This window comes from Bacillus sp. NPDC060175, from assembly GCF_042728695.1.
GTDB lineage: Bacteria > Bacillota > Bacilli > Bacillales > Bacillaceae_G > Bacillus_A.
The window spans coordinates 45405-60047 of sequence record NZ_JBHWYR010000001.1; the positions used below are offsets into that span (position 1 = coordinate 45405).

Genomic DNA, 14643 nt, shown 5'->3' on the forward strand with positions numbered 1-14643 from the left:
CACGAAGAAAAAGTCTCGTCAATTTTTATTTGTCTATACAAGCCCATTTTTAACCATTGTTCCTTTTTCTGTAATAATTTTTTCTACATTTTTATCAAATGGCTCTACTGGAATATGTTCTAACATTTGAAAACTATAAGCTAATGATAGCGCTTTCCCTTTATAATGCACGAGATAACGATCATAATAGCCACCGCCATATCCAATCCGTTCTCCTCGCTCTGTATAAGCTACGCCTGGCACGATTTGAAGATCAATTTCATCTGCATTCACTTCTTCCGTAAGCGCTGGAATTGGTTCACGTAAATTCATATACACTGTTTCTAATTGATCAAAATTACTAATTTTCCGGAAAGACATCGTTCGTGTTCCTTTATTACACTTCGGAACAACAACTTTCTTTCCTTCTTCCCAAGCTTTTTCGATAATAGGATATGTATTCACTTCATTTTCCATTGAGAGGGTGATTCCAATTGTTTTAGCTTCAACCCACTCTTTTTGCGCATACAACGAAGCTGCAATTTGCTCTGATAAAGTTGTATACCGTTCTTCTGATAAAGAATTCATGTGTTCTATTATTTGTTTACGTAAACGTAGTTTCTCTTCTCTCACACATTTTCCCCCTCACAGTGACACTTTGCTCTACGATGATAGTGTATCACTTTTAACAGAGGAACCGAATAAAAAAAGAAACAGTAGGAAAATATTCCTACTGCTTACTTTGTTTCACGGTGTAACGTAGACTTCTTGTCACGCTTGCAATACTTTTTAAGCTCGATACGCTCAGCGTTGTTACGTTTGTTTTTCTTTGAGATATAGTTACGATCTCCGCATTCTGTACATGCTAGAGTAATATTCACACGCATTCTTATTTCCCTCCAGTACTAATAACTTAAATCAGACTATACTATAATACCACTTTTAAAATAAAAATTCTACACCTTTTGATATTGTCTAATTTTTTCTATAAGATTTTTCATGTTTTCCCTTGCTATTACTGGGTTTCTAGCATGCGAATACACTAAAAATTTCGGTTGTTTTGTGTCAGAAACGATATAAGACCACTCTTTTTCAGTATATTTGAACTGTACTCCTTCAAATATACCTTCTTCCTTTCTTTCCATATCAGCCAATAATTTCCTCATTACTTTCCCTTTTTCATTCCATGAACATACAACTTCATCACAAAGTAGATAGAGCGGAGGTGATTGCTCTACTATGCTGAGAAATGTTTTTCCCTGCAATGCTATTAGCTCGAATAATTTTCCAATTCGATATAAAATATCTCGCTTCCATCTCGCTTGAAACGACTTTTTTTCATCCTGCGTATAAAATAGAAGGTAACATTCTCCTAATTTCAAAGACATCGGGTAAATATTTCCTGCCGATTCAAGTAATAAATCTGGAATATCTACCTCTTCAAAATCTGTTCCCTGGTAAATATTACTATGATTATCATATAACTCGAAATAATTTCCTTGCTCTGAAAACATAAGTGCCATATTTGCTTTACTTGATTTCATCAAGGCTTTCACATGATGCTTTTGTTCGCCCGCATAAATCCATGTAACTGTGCATCCGAGCCTTTGCAAAAAAATCATAAGTAAATGTTGTAACATATCATTTCTCTTATTAATAAGAAGATGAAACTTCTGTTTTTGTATCGTTTCAATATCAATATGCTCTAACACAGCTTCTACATAATTATTTACAGAAACGTGAACTAGCTTATTTCGTCCCATTTCTTTCTCACAAGCGTAATAAAACGACTCAGACATATATACTTGTTCTATCGCTTTTTGCTGCTTATACGTTAAAAATGAGCCCTCCTTACCATACAATTGTATAACAATCCCTCTTTCGCTTTCCACTTGAACGAAAACTCCACCTGCACATTGCAAATTATGAATGGCATACTGAAAAAGCGACTCATTCATTTCTTTACATTCCATCGTATGAATCCCGCTGCCATGAATGGCATGGAGGAATAAATTTTTAAAGGAAGTTGTTTCTATATTTTCCTGACTTCCAATCAATATACTCTCTCCTTTAGCAAAAAGAGATCCATAAGCCATTGCAACTTTCACAATAAATTGAGGAGTAATTTCAACATTACCCCTTCCTACAATCCTGCTTTTTTGTAACCACCCTGCACTCTTTTCACTCTCTTTAACACCGGCAGAACCTACTATCGAATGACTATCTATCTCCTTATATGGCCATATTTTTCCTTTTTGCTTAATTACTGTACTTTTCCCTATATGACAATGGTCCGCTACAATACTTTTTTGAAAAAGTGTAACATCATCTTCGACCATTGTATGATCTCCTATTGTTGTTTCTAACAACTCACAATTTTTTCCTATATGAGCGTTTGCAAAAATGATGCTTTTTTGAAGATGAGAATAACTTGAAACGATACTATTTTTCCCGATAATAGAGTACGGTTCAATTACAGCCCCCGCACCAATCATTGCTCCTTCCCCAATAAAAGAAGGACCATGAATTTTCGTCCCTTTTCCTATCGTTACACCTTCTCCCATCCACACCATTGGTAATACTTCTGTATATGGAATAGGCACCTTCAATTTTTTCGTCAACAAATCGAATTGAGCTTGCCGATATTGATCAAATGTACCAATATCTAGCCAATAGTCTTCTGATAAATATGCAAATAAAGCATTTTTATTCGCCAATAACGGAAACACATCATGACTGAAATCCGAAAATCCCATGGATGGTATGTAAGAAAAGATTTCTGGCTCCATTATATAAATACCTGTATTCACAATATTAGAAACTACCTCATTCCAGCTCGGTTTTTCTATATATCGTATAATTTCTTGTTCTTTATTCATTACAACTAACCCAAATGAGAGTGGGTTTTCTACTTCTTTCGCAAACATCGTTACCATTCTCTTCTTCTGTTCATGAAATGCAATTCCTTCTGATAATTGAAAGTCAGTTAATGCATCCCCACTAATAACAACAAATGTTTCATCTAAAAAACTTTCCGCTTGCTTAATGCTCCCTGCTGTTCCAAGCGGAGGAGAATCTTCAAAATAATACAAGTTAACTCCCCACTTACTACCATCACCAAAGTATTGCTTAATGGCAGTACTCATATATTGAACTGTAATTGCAATTTCACGAATACCATGCTGACGTAATAATTCAATATTATATTCAAGAACTGGTTTTTCTAACAATGGTAACATCGGTTTTGGAGTATTACATGTTAATGGTCTAAGACGTCTCCCTTTTCCTCCAGCTAAAATAACCCCCTTCATATACTTCAGCCTCCACTTATATAATGTTCAAGAACTCCGTATATCATTTATCCCACATTAACTGCAGGAAAAGTCCGGTTTGGTAAATCTAACAATCAGTGAGAGACAGCCCCACTAATTAAAGCCTCACTTTATGAATAAATGTGCCTTTTAACTCCCGATAAAAAAGAAAGCGTTTACCATTAACTTAGTAAAATAATTAATAAGACGTAACTAACACATATGTACTTATTTTCCCATTAATTATGATACATCTTATCATCATAGACTAAAGGAAACAACGAGCTTTTTTTGTCATGTTTTGACTAAAAAAAGTAGGTGATTTCTCATCACCTACTTTTTCCCCTACTCATTCAATAAATAATGCTTTCCTTTTACTAAATAAAATACATTCTCAGCAATATTTGTAACATGGTCTGCTACACGCTCAATATATCTTGCAACAAAGGATAGTTGTGTAATTTGTGTAATCGCTTCTGGTTGTCCAGGGACAGAGGAAATAAATTCACGAATCGCTTTCCCATAAATTTCATCAACTGAATCATCCATTTCAGCAATTTGTTTAGCAAAAGTTAAATTTTCTTGCTCATATGCTTCTAATGCTAAATTTAACATCTTATGAGCAATCTCAAACATTTCCTCAAGATTACGCAAGCTAACGACCACTTCTTTTTCACCAAGACGAATTGTTGATTTCGCAATATTAACAGCATGGTCTGCAATACGTTCTAAATCTGTCGCTGTTTTAATTGAAATGAAAATCCTTCTTAAATCACTTGCTACAGGCTGCTGCTTTGTAATAAGCATAAGCGCAAGGTCATTTATTTCCTCTTCTAAATTATCCATGCGATAATCCCCATCAATGACTTCTAACGCTTTCTCTACATCCCTGTTGTGAAGACCTTCCATAGCGATCAATAAAGCTTCCCTTGCTAACTCACCAAGCTCAATCACCTTTTGCTGTAACGTTTTTAAATCACATTGAAACTGTTCTCTTACCATCGTTTCTTCCCCCTCAATATTATGTGCCATTTTATATAAATCCCCTACCCAGCCTCTTGTACGTTTATTAAGCCTTGAGAAAAGAGAAATATTACTCCCCTATTAGAATGAGGTGAAAGTGAGAAATGCCCTCTGTTAAGGGGGCATTTACTCTTAGCCTTGCTAGCGATATCAACCAAATCGTCCTGTAATGTAGTCTTCTGTACGCTTATCTGTAGGTGTTGTAAATAATTTGTTCGTATCTGTATATTCCACAACTTCTCCACTTAAGAAGAAAGCAGTTTTATCTGAAATACGTGCTGCTTGTTGCATGTTGTGCGTCACGATAACAATACTAAAGTCTTTCTTTAACTCCTGAATTAGCTCTTCTACTTTTGATGTTGAAATTGGATCTAGCGCCGATGTTGGCTCATCCATTAAAATTACGTCTGGCTCAATCGCTAAGCAGCGTGCAATACATAGGCGCTGTTGCTGTCCACCTGATAAACCATATGCATTATCGTGCAAACGATCTTTTAACTCATCCCAAATCGCTGCTCCGCGCAAGCTCTTTTCAACGATTTCATCAAGTGTTTTTTTGTCACGAACACCATGGATTTTCGGGCCATATGCTACATTTTCATAAATAGATTTTGGGAATGGATTTGGCTTTTGGAATACCATACCCACATGCGTACGTAATTCTTCAACCGGATATGACTTTTCGAATATGTTTCGTTCTCTATATTCGATAACGCCCGTAGTTCGAACGATAGGCACTAACTCTACCATACGATTTAGTGTTTTTAAGTACGTTGATTTACCACAACCACTTGGACCGATAATCGCTGTTACTTCATTCTCATGAATACTTAAGTTGATATCTTTTAAAGCGTGGTCTTCTCCGTACCATAAATTTAAATTTTTCGTATCAAATACCACTTTTTTTGGTGCTGTCTCAATCTTTTTCTCGTTTTTCACCTGTACATTTACTACTGTTGCTACCATTTGAATTCCCCTTTCATCCACTTCCAACTTATTTTCGATTTCGTAACCATAAGACAAATATATTTATAAAGAGCAGCAACCCTAACAAAACAATCATCCCAGCTGCTGCTACATACTGAAATTCTTCTTGTGGTCTACTCATCCAATTAAAAATTTGAATTGGTAAAACCGTAAATCTATCAAACATACTGAACGGAACATAATTTGCAAAGGCAAGAGCCCCAATGACTAATAATGGTGCTGCCTCACCAATTGCTCTCGATACCGCTAACGTACATCCCGTTACAATCCCTGGCAAAGCTACTGGCAATACAATTTGATACATCGTTTGCCACTTCGTAGCACCTAATCCGTAAGAAGCCTCTAGTAATGAGCTCGGCACAGTTCGAATCGCTTCTTGACTAGCTACAACAACAGTTGGTAAGACGAGTAAACTCATCGTCAGTGCCGCTGCCATTATGCTCTCTCCTAAATGGAGAGCGTATACGAAAATAGTTAACCCGAGTAAACCAAACACAACGGAAGGTACCCCTGCTAATGTTTGATTATTTAATTCAATTAACTTTTTAAAAACGGACTCCTTCGCATAATGCTCTAAATAAAGAGCTGTTCCGACTCCAAATATAAAAGAGACCGGTATAACAATGCTCATAAATAGTATTGTTCCTGACAAAGCAGCGACAATCCCAGCTTCTCTCGGATTACGTGAGGCGAAGTTTGTAAAGAAATCTATTGAAAGATAACTTATACCTTTTTCAAAAATTTGAAAAAGCAATATAAAAAGTATTACTACTGAAAACAAAATTGCTATATAAAACAAACACTTGTAAATCCGATCCTTTAAAAAACGCGATGCCATATTTTCTTGTATTTTTTTATGGTTTAACATTCGCATATTATGTCACCCTCCTAAAACGGCGCATAATATATTGCGAAATGATATTCATAATAAAAGTAAACATAAATAACGTTGCACCTACAGCATACATGCTGTAATAAGTAATCGTTCCGTGCGGAGCATCACCTAAACTCACTTGTACAATATAGGCTGTTAATGTTTGAATAGAATGAGTCGGATCTATCGATACATTAGGTGTGGATCCAGCTGCAATAACAACAATCATCGTTTCACCAATCGCCCTGGAAGCTGATAATATAATCGCTGCCATTATGCCCGTAAAAGCCGATGGAAACACCACTTGTTTTACCATCTCAAAACGAGTCGCTCCTAGCGCTAATGAGGCTTCTTTAATTCCTTTTTCTACAGCTCTCATCGCATCTTCAGATAGAGACGCAATCGTCGGGATCATCATGAACCCTATAACAATACCCGGACTAATAGCATTAAAAAACTGCAAATCTGGTATAACGCGTTGTAAAAGTGGTGTGACAACTGTTAACGCGAAAAAACCATATACAATTGTCGGGATGCCTGCTAGTAGCTCTAACAACGGTTTTAATATTTTCCGAGCGCCATTCGAAGCGTATTCGCTTAAAAACACGGCACAACCTAAACCAATAGGAATTGCTACGAACATGGCAATTGCTGTTACAAGGATTGTTCCACATATAAGTGGTAATATACCGAATTTCGGATTTTCAAAAAAAGGTAACCATTCTTTCTCTGTCAAAAAAGAATACAATGATATCTTTTGAAAAAACATGATTGTTTCATTTGCCAACGTAATAATAATTCCAAGTGTCGTTACAATGGACACGCTAGCAATGACTTTTAGTATTAACGGAACAATTCGATTGATTCGCTGCGTTTTTTTTCTTCTATTTGTATTTCTCTCAATCAAATGTTGTACAGAAAATGTAATTTGACTTTTGTCATTATGAGCCAAAGATGAAAACCCCTTTCCACCCTGACATTACCTTTTTATTTCTGTTAACATTCGCAGCTGTTCATTATATTTTTCTTTTGGTAATTTTACATATCCGACCTCTTCAGCAAGGCTTCCAACATGCTTAATCATAAACTCAACATAATTTGCTACATTAATTTTATTTCTGATAGATGCATGATTCACATACGTAAATAGCGGCCTAGATAATGGCTTATACGTACCCGATTGAATGGTCTCTTTCGTTGGAAATACACCATCCACCTGTATTGCTTTTACCTTATCTCGATTGGCCATATAATAAGCATATCCTACAAAAGCAATGGCATTTTTATCATTCATTACCCCTTGCATAATAACTTGATCGTCTTCAGACAAAGAAACCGTTTTTACAAGGCGATTATTTTGTAAGACAACATTTTGGAAATAATCATAAGTACCAGAGTCTACGCCTGGCGCATAAAATTTAACTTGTTCACGTGGCCATGATGAATGAATTTGTGACCATCGTTTCAATCTTCCATTTTCACTCCATAATAGACGTAACTCGTCTATCGTCATATTGTTTACCCACGTATTTTGACGATTCACAACAATCGTTAGACCATCATAAGCAACCTCAAATGGTGTAAATTGAATGGAGTTTTTCTGCATTGCATTTTCTTCTACCGGTTTCATCAATCTCGAAGCATTGTTTATATCTACTTTTCCTTTACTGAAACGATTAAATCCTCCTCCTGTCCCAGAAATACTAATAGAAATTTTCACGTTTGGATGGGCCTTTGTATATTCCTCTGCTACTGCCTCTATAATAGGAAAAACCGTTGAGGATCCATCAACTCTCACTTCTCCCATTTCATTTGTAGCGAATGCAGTAGACATATTAAAACAAAGGAAACATGTCGATAATGTCAAAACTTTAATCGATGTGCTCATCCATTTCACGTGTTTTTCCTCCTAGAAGTAACCGGAAATAACAGGATTACAGATATAAGAATACTGCTAAACTATTAATTCGGTTTTAATTGTTTGTAAAAGTTTTGTAAAGTTCCACAAAAACAACTGTATACACAAATTTAATTTTGAATTTTGTACTTTAGATGCAGGAAATTTTCTAATCATCCATAAAGTGAAACTTTGATCAGTGGGGGTTTTGTTCATCCCCCCACTGATTATTAGCCTTCACCAATCGGGCGTTTACGGGCAGCAGGGCTCCCACCTAACTTCTTTGCTCCAACTGAATTTTGAGGTGGGAGTTTTACTGCCCACAAATAGCGGGATAAAACTGTTATCTCCTATCACACAAGACAAACTTAGAGCGTATGCACTCATCTTGTTATGTTCATCGTTTTTGAAACTACATGTTTTTTTCAACATTTTACGCTTGTCCACATTTACTAAACCATATGCATAAAGCATAAAAAAAAGCACACTATCTTTTTAGATAGTGTGCTTTTTTTACAACTTTTTTATTCATCATCTTGTGTATTACTTTTTTTCTCTTTTTCATCTTTTGGAGCTTCACCAGTTAATTCTTGTTTTTTCAACTCAAAGTAAGCGTCCATTATTTCACGACCAATATATCCGTTAATTCCTGTTTTATCATCATGTACCCATGGTACAACAACAGAAAATGCTACTTCTGGATCTTCAAGTGGCGCATAACCTACTAATGTTAAGTTATATGTTTCAACACGCTCACCCTTTGCATTTCTACCAATCTCTTTATCTCCGCCATACACAGTTTGAGCTGTACCTGTTTTCCCAGCGGCTTTATATGGTGCACCTGTAAAGTATTTTGTAGCTGTACCACCTGTATCGTTAAACACTTGTCTAAATCCTTCTTGAACACGTTTAATTTGTGATTCAGGCATATCAACACGATTTAATACTTTCGGTTCCATGGATTGAACCACTTTTCCAACTTCCTCTGGCTTCGCCGATGGCTGACGAATTTCCTTTACAACTTGTGGTTGCATACGATATCCACCATTTGCAATCGTCGAAATATATTGCGCTAATTGAAGCGGTGTATACGTATCATACTGTCCAATTGATAAATCTAATAAGAAACCTGGTTGATTCCCTTTACCCATCTGGCCAGCAGTTTCATTTGGCAAATCAATTCCTGTTTTTACACCAAGTCCAAACTGACCAAAATAGTAACGCATAGTATCAAACGCACTTTTCGGAATATCTAACGTACCGCCTCGTACATATGAAACCCCAGCGATATTCATCGCTGTTTTAAACATATAAACGTTAGAAGACTGTTTTAACGCTGTAAGGTCATTAATATACCCCATCGTTTTCCAAGATGATTTTGTTTGTGTACCTTTTAATTTAATTGGTTCATCCAACTGTACAGATCCAGGTTGAATTGCACCAGTTTGATATCCCGTAAGTACTGTCGCGCCTTTTACAGTTGAACCCATAGGATAAGAACTCGTCATCGTTCCTAATGCAAAATCTTCTACTTTCGTTTCGCCGTCTTTATTCACTAATTGTTTCCCCGCCATAGATAAAACTTCACCATTTTTCGGGTTCATCATTACAACGAATGCACGGTCTAAAAGAGGTTCGCTCCCTTTAAATCTCATTAAGTTCTTCGTAAGAATTTCTTCTACGCGCTTTTGTAATTTCATATCAATCGTTAAATTCAGGTCGTTACCTCGTTGTCCTTGTGACACATTAATAGTTTCTAAAATATTTCCGTCTTTATCTGTAACATTTCTTACTTCAGCTTTTGTACCGTGTAGGCTATCTTCATATTGTTGCTCAAGGTAACTTTTCCCTACGCGATCATTACGATTATAATCACGAACAAGATAGTAATCTAGCCTTTCTCTCGGTAACCCTTCATCAGAAGAAGTTACACCACCAAGTACACTTCGGAACATATCGTCATACTTATATTTTCGTTCCCAGTCGACATTTGTATCTACACCTGGCAATTTCGCCAAATTTTCACTAATAATCGCGTATTCTTCTTCTGTTGCACCTTTTTTAACGATTTGCGGCGTCATTGCATATCCGCTTTCCATCTTACTTTTGATCGCCAATATTTCTAAATCTTTTGCTGACAGTTGATTAATCTCTTCTTCTGTTACACGATTTCGTTGACGTTCATCTAGTTCTTTATCGTCAATTTTATTCGCTTTAAACTCTTCACGATCTTTTTTTATGATTTTTGCTTCTGCTTCTTCTTTATGTAAAGCAAGCCAATAATCTTTTTTATCGCGATCTGTTAACTTATCTGTTGGGACTTCAATTAAATCTGCTAACTTTTTCGCCGTTTCTAAGCGATCTGCTGCAGTTGATCCCTTCATTTTTGTAAATGTAATTGTGCGAATAGGCTCATTATCTACGACCGCTTCTCCATTACGATCAAATATTTTCCCGCGTGGTACAGGATTACTTATCGTTGAATTTTCTTTTTTCTCAACTTCATTTTTATATTCCTCGCCACGAACAATTTGTACGTATCCAAGCCTTACAATAACCGCGGAGAACATTAAAAACACGCAAAAAAACAACACGTTTAACCGAAAGGGAACGTGGGTTTTTGTCTTTGTCTGGTTCTTTTTCTGCTTCTTGCTCATACAAACCCCCTCTACCAACAGCTATGTAATGTGAAAGGGACACCTTCATACAGGTGCCCTCACTGCTGTCTTACATCTTTTTCTATTCTAGCATAAAACAAACGATAAGTTAACCTTCTGGTTCAGTTTGATTCTGCGTGGTTCCTTGCGCTACAGCGCTGGTTTTGTTCACATTTCCCTCATCATATTTGACATTTTTAACTGCAAAATAAATAAGAAAATGTCCAGCTCCTAAAATACATAGTAAGAACGGTAAACTTTTTTCAGGAGGAAAGAATATGACAGCACATAAAAAACTTAAAATGGAACAAATTCTTCCGGCATTTAACCATAATTCCCTGACAACTACATATTCTACACGCCATTCTCTCGCCTGTTTTGCTCTACCAATTACATCGTATGTCATAGATCCGTACGGAACGAGTAAAATAGGATATGCAACCGCAATACATGCTGCATAAATAAGTAATTTCGTATATGTAACATTGAAAATAACTAAAAATACGACCGCGTATAAAATAATGCCACCAATTAAAATTGCTTTTTTTCGCCATTCTTTCTTTAACATACGAGCAACTAAATAATAGCATACAAATGATACTGCAGAATTCACTAAACTATACTTCCCTAGTGCTAACTCGCTACCAGATGCTAAATAGACGTATACCGAAATAACGAAAATAAACGTTCCCTCTCTTAAACCTTGGAAGAAATGAGCACGCGTAATTCTTCCCCAGTTTTCATCAACTTGCCGCTCTTTCAATACTTGTACAATTTCATAGCGTCCTTCACATTCCCTCTTCGATAAAAAAAAGCTTAGAACGACTGCAACCGCAAATAGCATTAACGAAAGGCAGAAAACGACAGTATAACCGCTCCATTTTTCCATACGTGAAATTGTATATCCTGCAGCTATCGGTCCAATCATTCCAGAGAAAGATGTAAGAAGTCCGAGAAAACCGTTAAAAAAATCTCTTGTTTCTGGTTCTGTAATCTCAAATGTCAACAAGTTAAAAGCGAGCCAATAGAAACCATAACCAACTCCTAAAAGGGCTCCCATTAGTAAAATATAGTGAGATGCACTTTTTCCCGCTACTAAAACGACGATAAAAAAAGCAGCTAACGTGCCTACACCGATTCGCAATAAAATCGAGCGATCAATACGTTTCGCTAATTTCCCGCCCACAAGAAATGTTAGAGGCTGCAATACAACGCTGGCCAAATTATACAAGCCCAGATTTACATAATTTTGTGTTTGCTTCCATAAATAAATGTTTACAAACGTATTCGATAAAGAAATTGCGAGCGTGTATAAACCTCCTATAACGAGCAATAATACTAAATCCCGATTCACTTCAACATCACCAATTACATGTTTCCACTTCATACACAACTCTCCTTTACTTCATGTTCTAGTCTTCCAAAGACAAGCTCAATTATGTAAAAGGAGAGCATAGAAAAAAGCTAGGAGAAACTCCTAGCTTTTTTCTAGCTGTATTAACTTTAATTATTTTGCTTCTTGGTAAAGTTTTTCAGCAACGTTCCAATCTACAACGTTCCAGAATGCACCGATGTAGTCAGGACGACGGTTTTGGTAATTTAAGTAGTAAGCATGCTCCCAAACATCTAAACCGATAACTGGAGTTTTACCTTCAGTTAGAGGAGAATCTTGGTTTGGAGTGCTTGTTACTTCTAGCTCACCATTATTTACTACTAACCAAGCCCAACCAGAACCGAAGCGAGTTGCGCCAGCTTTTGCGAATGCTTCTTTGAATGCATCGAAGCTACCGAATTTCGCTTCAATCGCAGTTGCAAGTTCGCCTACTGGTTGTCCCCCGCCGTTTGGAGATAGGATTGTCCAGAAGAATGTATGGTTAGCATGTCCGCCACCATTGTTACGTACTGCTGTACGGATTGCTTCAGGTACTTCGTTTAAGTTTGCAACTAATTCTTCAACGCTTTTGTCTGCTAATTCTGCATGACCTTCTAAAGCAGCGTTTAAGTTTGTAATATACGTGTTGTGATGTTTTGTATGATGGATGTTCATTGTTTCTTTATCAAAGTGAGGTTCTAAAGCATCATACGCATAAGGTAAATTTGGTAATTCGTGTTTTGCCATTGTTATATTCCTCCCGGTTTATGTATTGTCACTACATATGTGACCTACAACTTCATTCTACCCTAATTGCCATAGGGTGCAAACAAATAAATCGCTTTGTCTTGCTATCATTAAAGTAGCAAAATTCCCACTTCTTTTCAATTAAAATGCTCATATATTCCGTAAAAAAAGCTTCCTTCTACAAGGAAGCTTCCTGCTGGCATACTAAACATCTGAAATGGATATGGACCCTGTAGGACTCGAACCTACGACCGGACGGTTATGAGCCGTCTGCTCTAACCAGCTGAGCTAAGGGTCCACGATTATGTATGTAACATTAAAAACAACTAAATTCCCATCGGATATATCGTTTGAAAAATGTAAGATAAATTTACCATATACAAAAGAAAAGTGTCAATTGTATTTTTCTCTACTAAAAGAAGTAAATTAATGAAAAGAAATTTAGTCCTTTCTACTATATGTAAATATAATATATCTTGAGCTTCTCTAGATTCGTACGTTACAATGATTTTACACATACATAAAGGAAGTGAATCTATGTCCATTTTTACACAGCTAGCAAAAAGCGTATATTCGCCTAAAGATATGGCGCTTTTCCGTTTTCAAAAAATCGGTAAAACCATTTTGTATATTATGCTTCTTTGCCTAATCACTACTATTCCAAGAACTTTCTTGTACGGTAGCGTTATTCAAGATGGTGTTAACATGGTAAATAAAGTAATCGAAAAAGATTTACCTGATTTTAAAATTGAAAATGGCGAGCTAACAGCTGATATTGATCAACCTATCGAAAAAGAAGACGGAAATGCCCTTTTCGTATTTGATCCAAATTCAACAGACTTAGAAAAATATCAAAATAAAACAGGTTTATTTGTTTTAAAAGATAAAGTAGTCTCCATGGGGAATGGTCAAACACAAACATACTCCTATAATGACTTATTAGGCGCATCTCTTGAGAAAAAAGATTTACAAGATTTCATTTCGTTATTTGACAGTATTTATCCAATCTTATTATTCGTTATTGGGTTCTTACTGTACTTGTTCCAATTATTTATTACCTTTGTAGGAGTTACATTGCTTGCCTTCATCGGTTCTGCGATGAGCGGTCAACGCAAATTATCTTATAAACAAGTTTGGACATTAACTGCTTACAGCTACACAATTCCAACAATCTTCTTTATGATTATGGATTTATTCAAAATAAACGTACCTGGCGCAACATTCATTTACATTGCAGTTGTTTTAATCGTTCTATACTTAACAATTAAAGAAGTTCCAAAACCGAAAGAAAAACAAGAACTATAAAAAAATGCCTAAATAGGCATTTTTTTTTTGGACAAGCATATATTCCTAGCAAAGGAGTGAAGAATATGAAGAGATTAGGTGTACTCTTATTCGTGCTTGTCCTCGGTTATATATTTTATTACGACATAAAAATCGGTACTTTACCGATGTTAAGTTCATACAAAAAAACCTCTGCTGCCCAAACGATAAAACAAGAAAATACAGATACAAAACAAAATAAAGAGAAAGAAACAGAAAAAGAAACGGATACAGCTTATAAAGCAATCGAAGTAAAAACTGGCGATACAGTTCTTTCTATTACAGAAGCGATTAATAAGAAAAAAATCCCTTCTATTGAAAAAGTAATTGATGATTTTAAGCAATTAAATAAAAATACATCTGCTACAAAAATCCAAGTTGGAAAATCTTATAAATTCCCGTTATATCAATAAGCAATCACTTAATCCTTGTCAATTACATAAAGGCGCTGATACAATAGTAAAAGTGAAACC

The 14643-nt window shown here is 35.9% G+C and carries 13 protein-coding genes and 1 tRNA gene; 2 read left to right on the plus strand and 12 right to left on the minus strand.

Annotation, left to right across the window (positions count from 1 at the left end; translation table 11 throughout):
* Nucleotides 1-33: 33 nt before the first annotated feature.
* The 12 genes from ACFWDE_RS00295 to ACFWDE_RS00350 all read right to left on the minus strand — a co-directional run bounded on the left by ACFWDE_RS00295 (nucleotide 34) and on the right by ACFWDE_RS00350 (nucleotide 13145).
* A complete protein-coding gene (locus ACFWDE_RS00295; RefSeq protein ID WP_377889284.1) occupies nucleotides 34-612 on the minus strand; it encodes a 5-formyltetrahydrofolate cyclo-ligase in 579 nt (192 codons plus the stop codon).
* Nucleotides 613-716: 104 nt separating this feature from the next.
* Nucleotides 717-866: a 50S ribosomal protein L33 gene (rpmG, locus tag ACFWDE_RS00300; RefSeq protein WP_001265616.1), complete on the minus strand. Its 150-nt coding sequence runs from the start codon at nucleotides 864-866 to the stop codon at nucleotides 717-719.
* Nucleotides 867-935: 69 nt separating this feature from the next.
* Nucleotides 936-3290 (minus strand): sugar phosphate nucleotidyltransferase, encoded by a 2355-nt coding sequence (locus tag ACFWDE_RS00305; RefSeq protein WP_377889286.1) that lies wholly within the window; start codon nucleotides 3288-3290, stop codon nucleotides 936-938.
* A 345-nt stretch (nucleotides 3291-3635) separates the two neighbouring features.
* A complete protein-coding gene (phoU, locus tag ACFWDE_RS00310) occupies nucleotides 3636-4292 on the minus strand; it encodes a phosphate signaling complex protein PhoU (RefSeq protein ID WP_002145720.1) in 657 nt (218 codons plus the stop codon).
* A gap of 171 nt (nucleotides 4293-4463) precedes the next feature.
* Entirely contained in the window at nucleotides 4464-5279 is an 816-nt protein-coding gene (gene pstB, locus ACFWDE_RS00315; RefSeq protein ID WP_002111857.1) for a phosphate ABC transporter ATP-binding protein, read from the minus strand.
* A gap of 28 nt (nucleotides 5280-5307) precedes the next feature.
* The gene (pstA, locus tag ACFWDE_RS00320; protein ID WP_070144872.1) at nucleotides 5308-6174 is read right to left on the minus strand and encodes a phosphate ABC transporter permease PstA; all 867 of its coding nucleotides are present in this window, start codon (nucleotides 6172-6174) and stop codon (nucleotides 5308-5310) included.
* Nucleotide 6175: 1 nt separating this feature from the next.
* Complete coding sequence (pstC, locus tag ACFWDE_RS00325; protein WP_377889289.1) at nucleotides 6176-7126, minus strand: phosphate ABC transporter permease subunit PstC; 951 nt, start codon at nucleotides 7124-7126, stop codon at nucleotides 6176-6178.
* Between the two features lie 27 nt (nucleotides 7127-7153).
* Nucleotides 7154-8071, minus strand: coding sequence for a PstS family phosphate ABC transporter substrate-binding protein (locus ACFWDE_RS00330; protein ID WP_377889291.1), 918 nt, complete (start codon nucleotides 8069-8071; stop codon nucleotides 7154-7156).
* Nucleotides 8072-8595: 524 nt separating this feature from the next.
* Nucleotides 8596-10728, minus strand: coding sequence for a peptidoglycan D,D-transpeptidase FtsI family protein (locus tag ACFWDE_RS00335; protein WP_377889292.1), 2133 nt, complete (start codon nucleotides 10726-10728; stop codon nucleotides 8596-8598).
* A gap of 109 nt (nucleotides 10729-10837) precedes the next feature.
* The gene (locus ACFWDE_RS00340) at nucleotides 10838-12115 is read right to left on the minus strand and encodes an MFS transporter (RefSeq protein WP_377889294.1); all 1278 of its coding nucleotides are present in this window, start codon (nucleotides 12113-12115) and stop codon (nucleotides 10838-10840) included.
* A 120-nt stretch (nucleotides 12116-12235) separates the two neighbouring features.
* Nucleotides 12236-12847, minus strand: coding sequence for a superoxide dismutase [Mn] (sodA, locus tag ACFWDE_RS00345; protein ID WP_377889296.1), 612 nt, complete (start codon nucleotides 12845-12847; stop codon nucleotides 12236-12238).
* Nucleotides 12848-13071: 224 nt separating this feature from the next.
* A tRNA-Ile gene (locus tag ACFWDE_RS00350) sits at nucleotides 13072-13145 on the minus strand.
* Nucleotides 13146-13384: 239 nt separating this feature from the next.
* Here ACFWDE_RS00350 and yqgB point away from each other — a divergent pair.
* The gene (gene yqgB / locus ACFWDE_RS00355) at nucleotides 13385-14152 is read left to right on the plus strand and encodes a protein YqgB (protein ID WP_002034056.1); all 768 of its coding nucleotides are present in this window, start codon (nucleotides 13385-13387) and stop codon (nucleotides 14150-14152) included.
* 65 nt (nucleotides 14153-14217) lie between these two features.
* Nucleotides 14218-14583, plus strand: coding sequence for a hypothetical protein (locus tag ACFWDE_RS00360; RefSeq protein ID WP_340778319.1), 366 nt, complete (start codon nucleotides 14218-14220; stop codon nucleotides 14581-14583).
* Nucleotides 14584-14643: the final 60 nt, after the last annotated feature.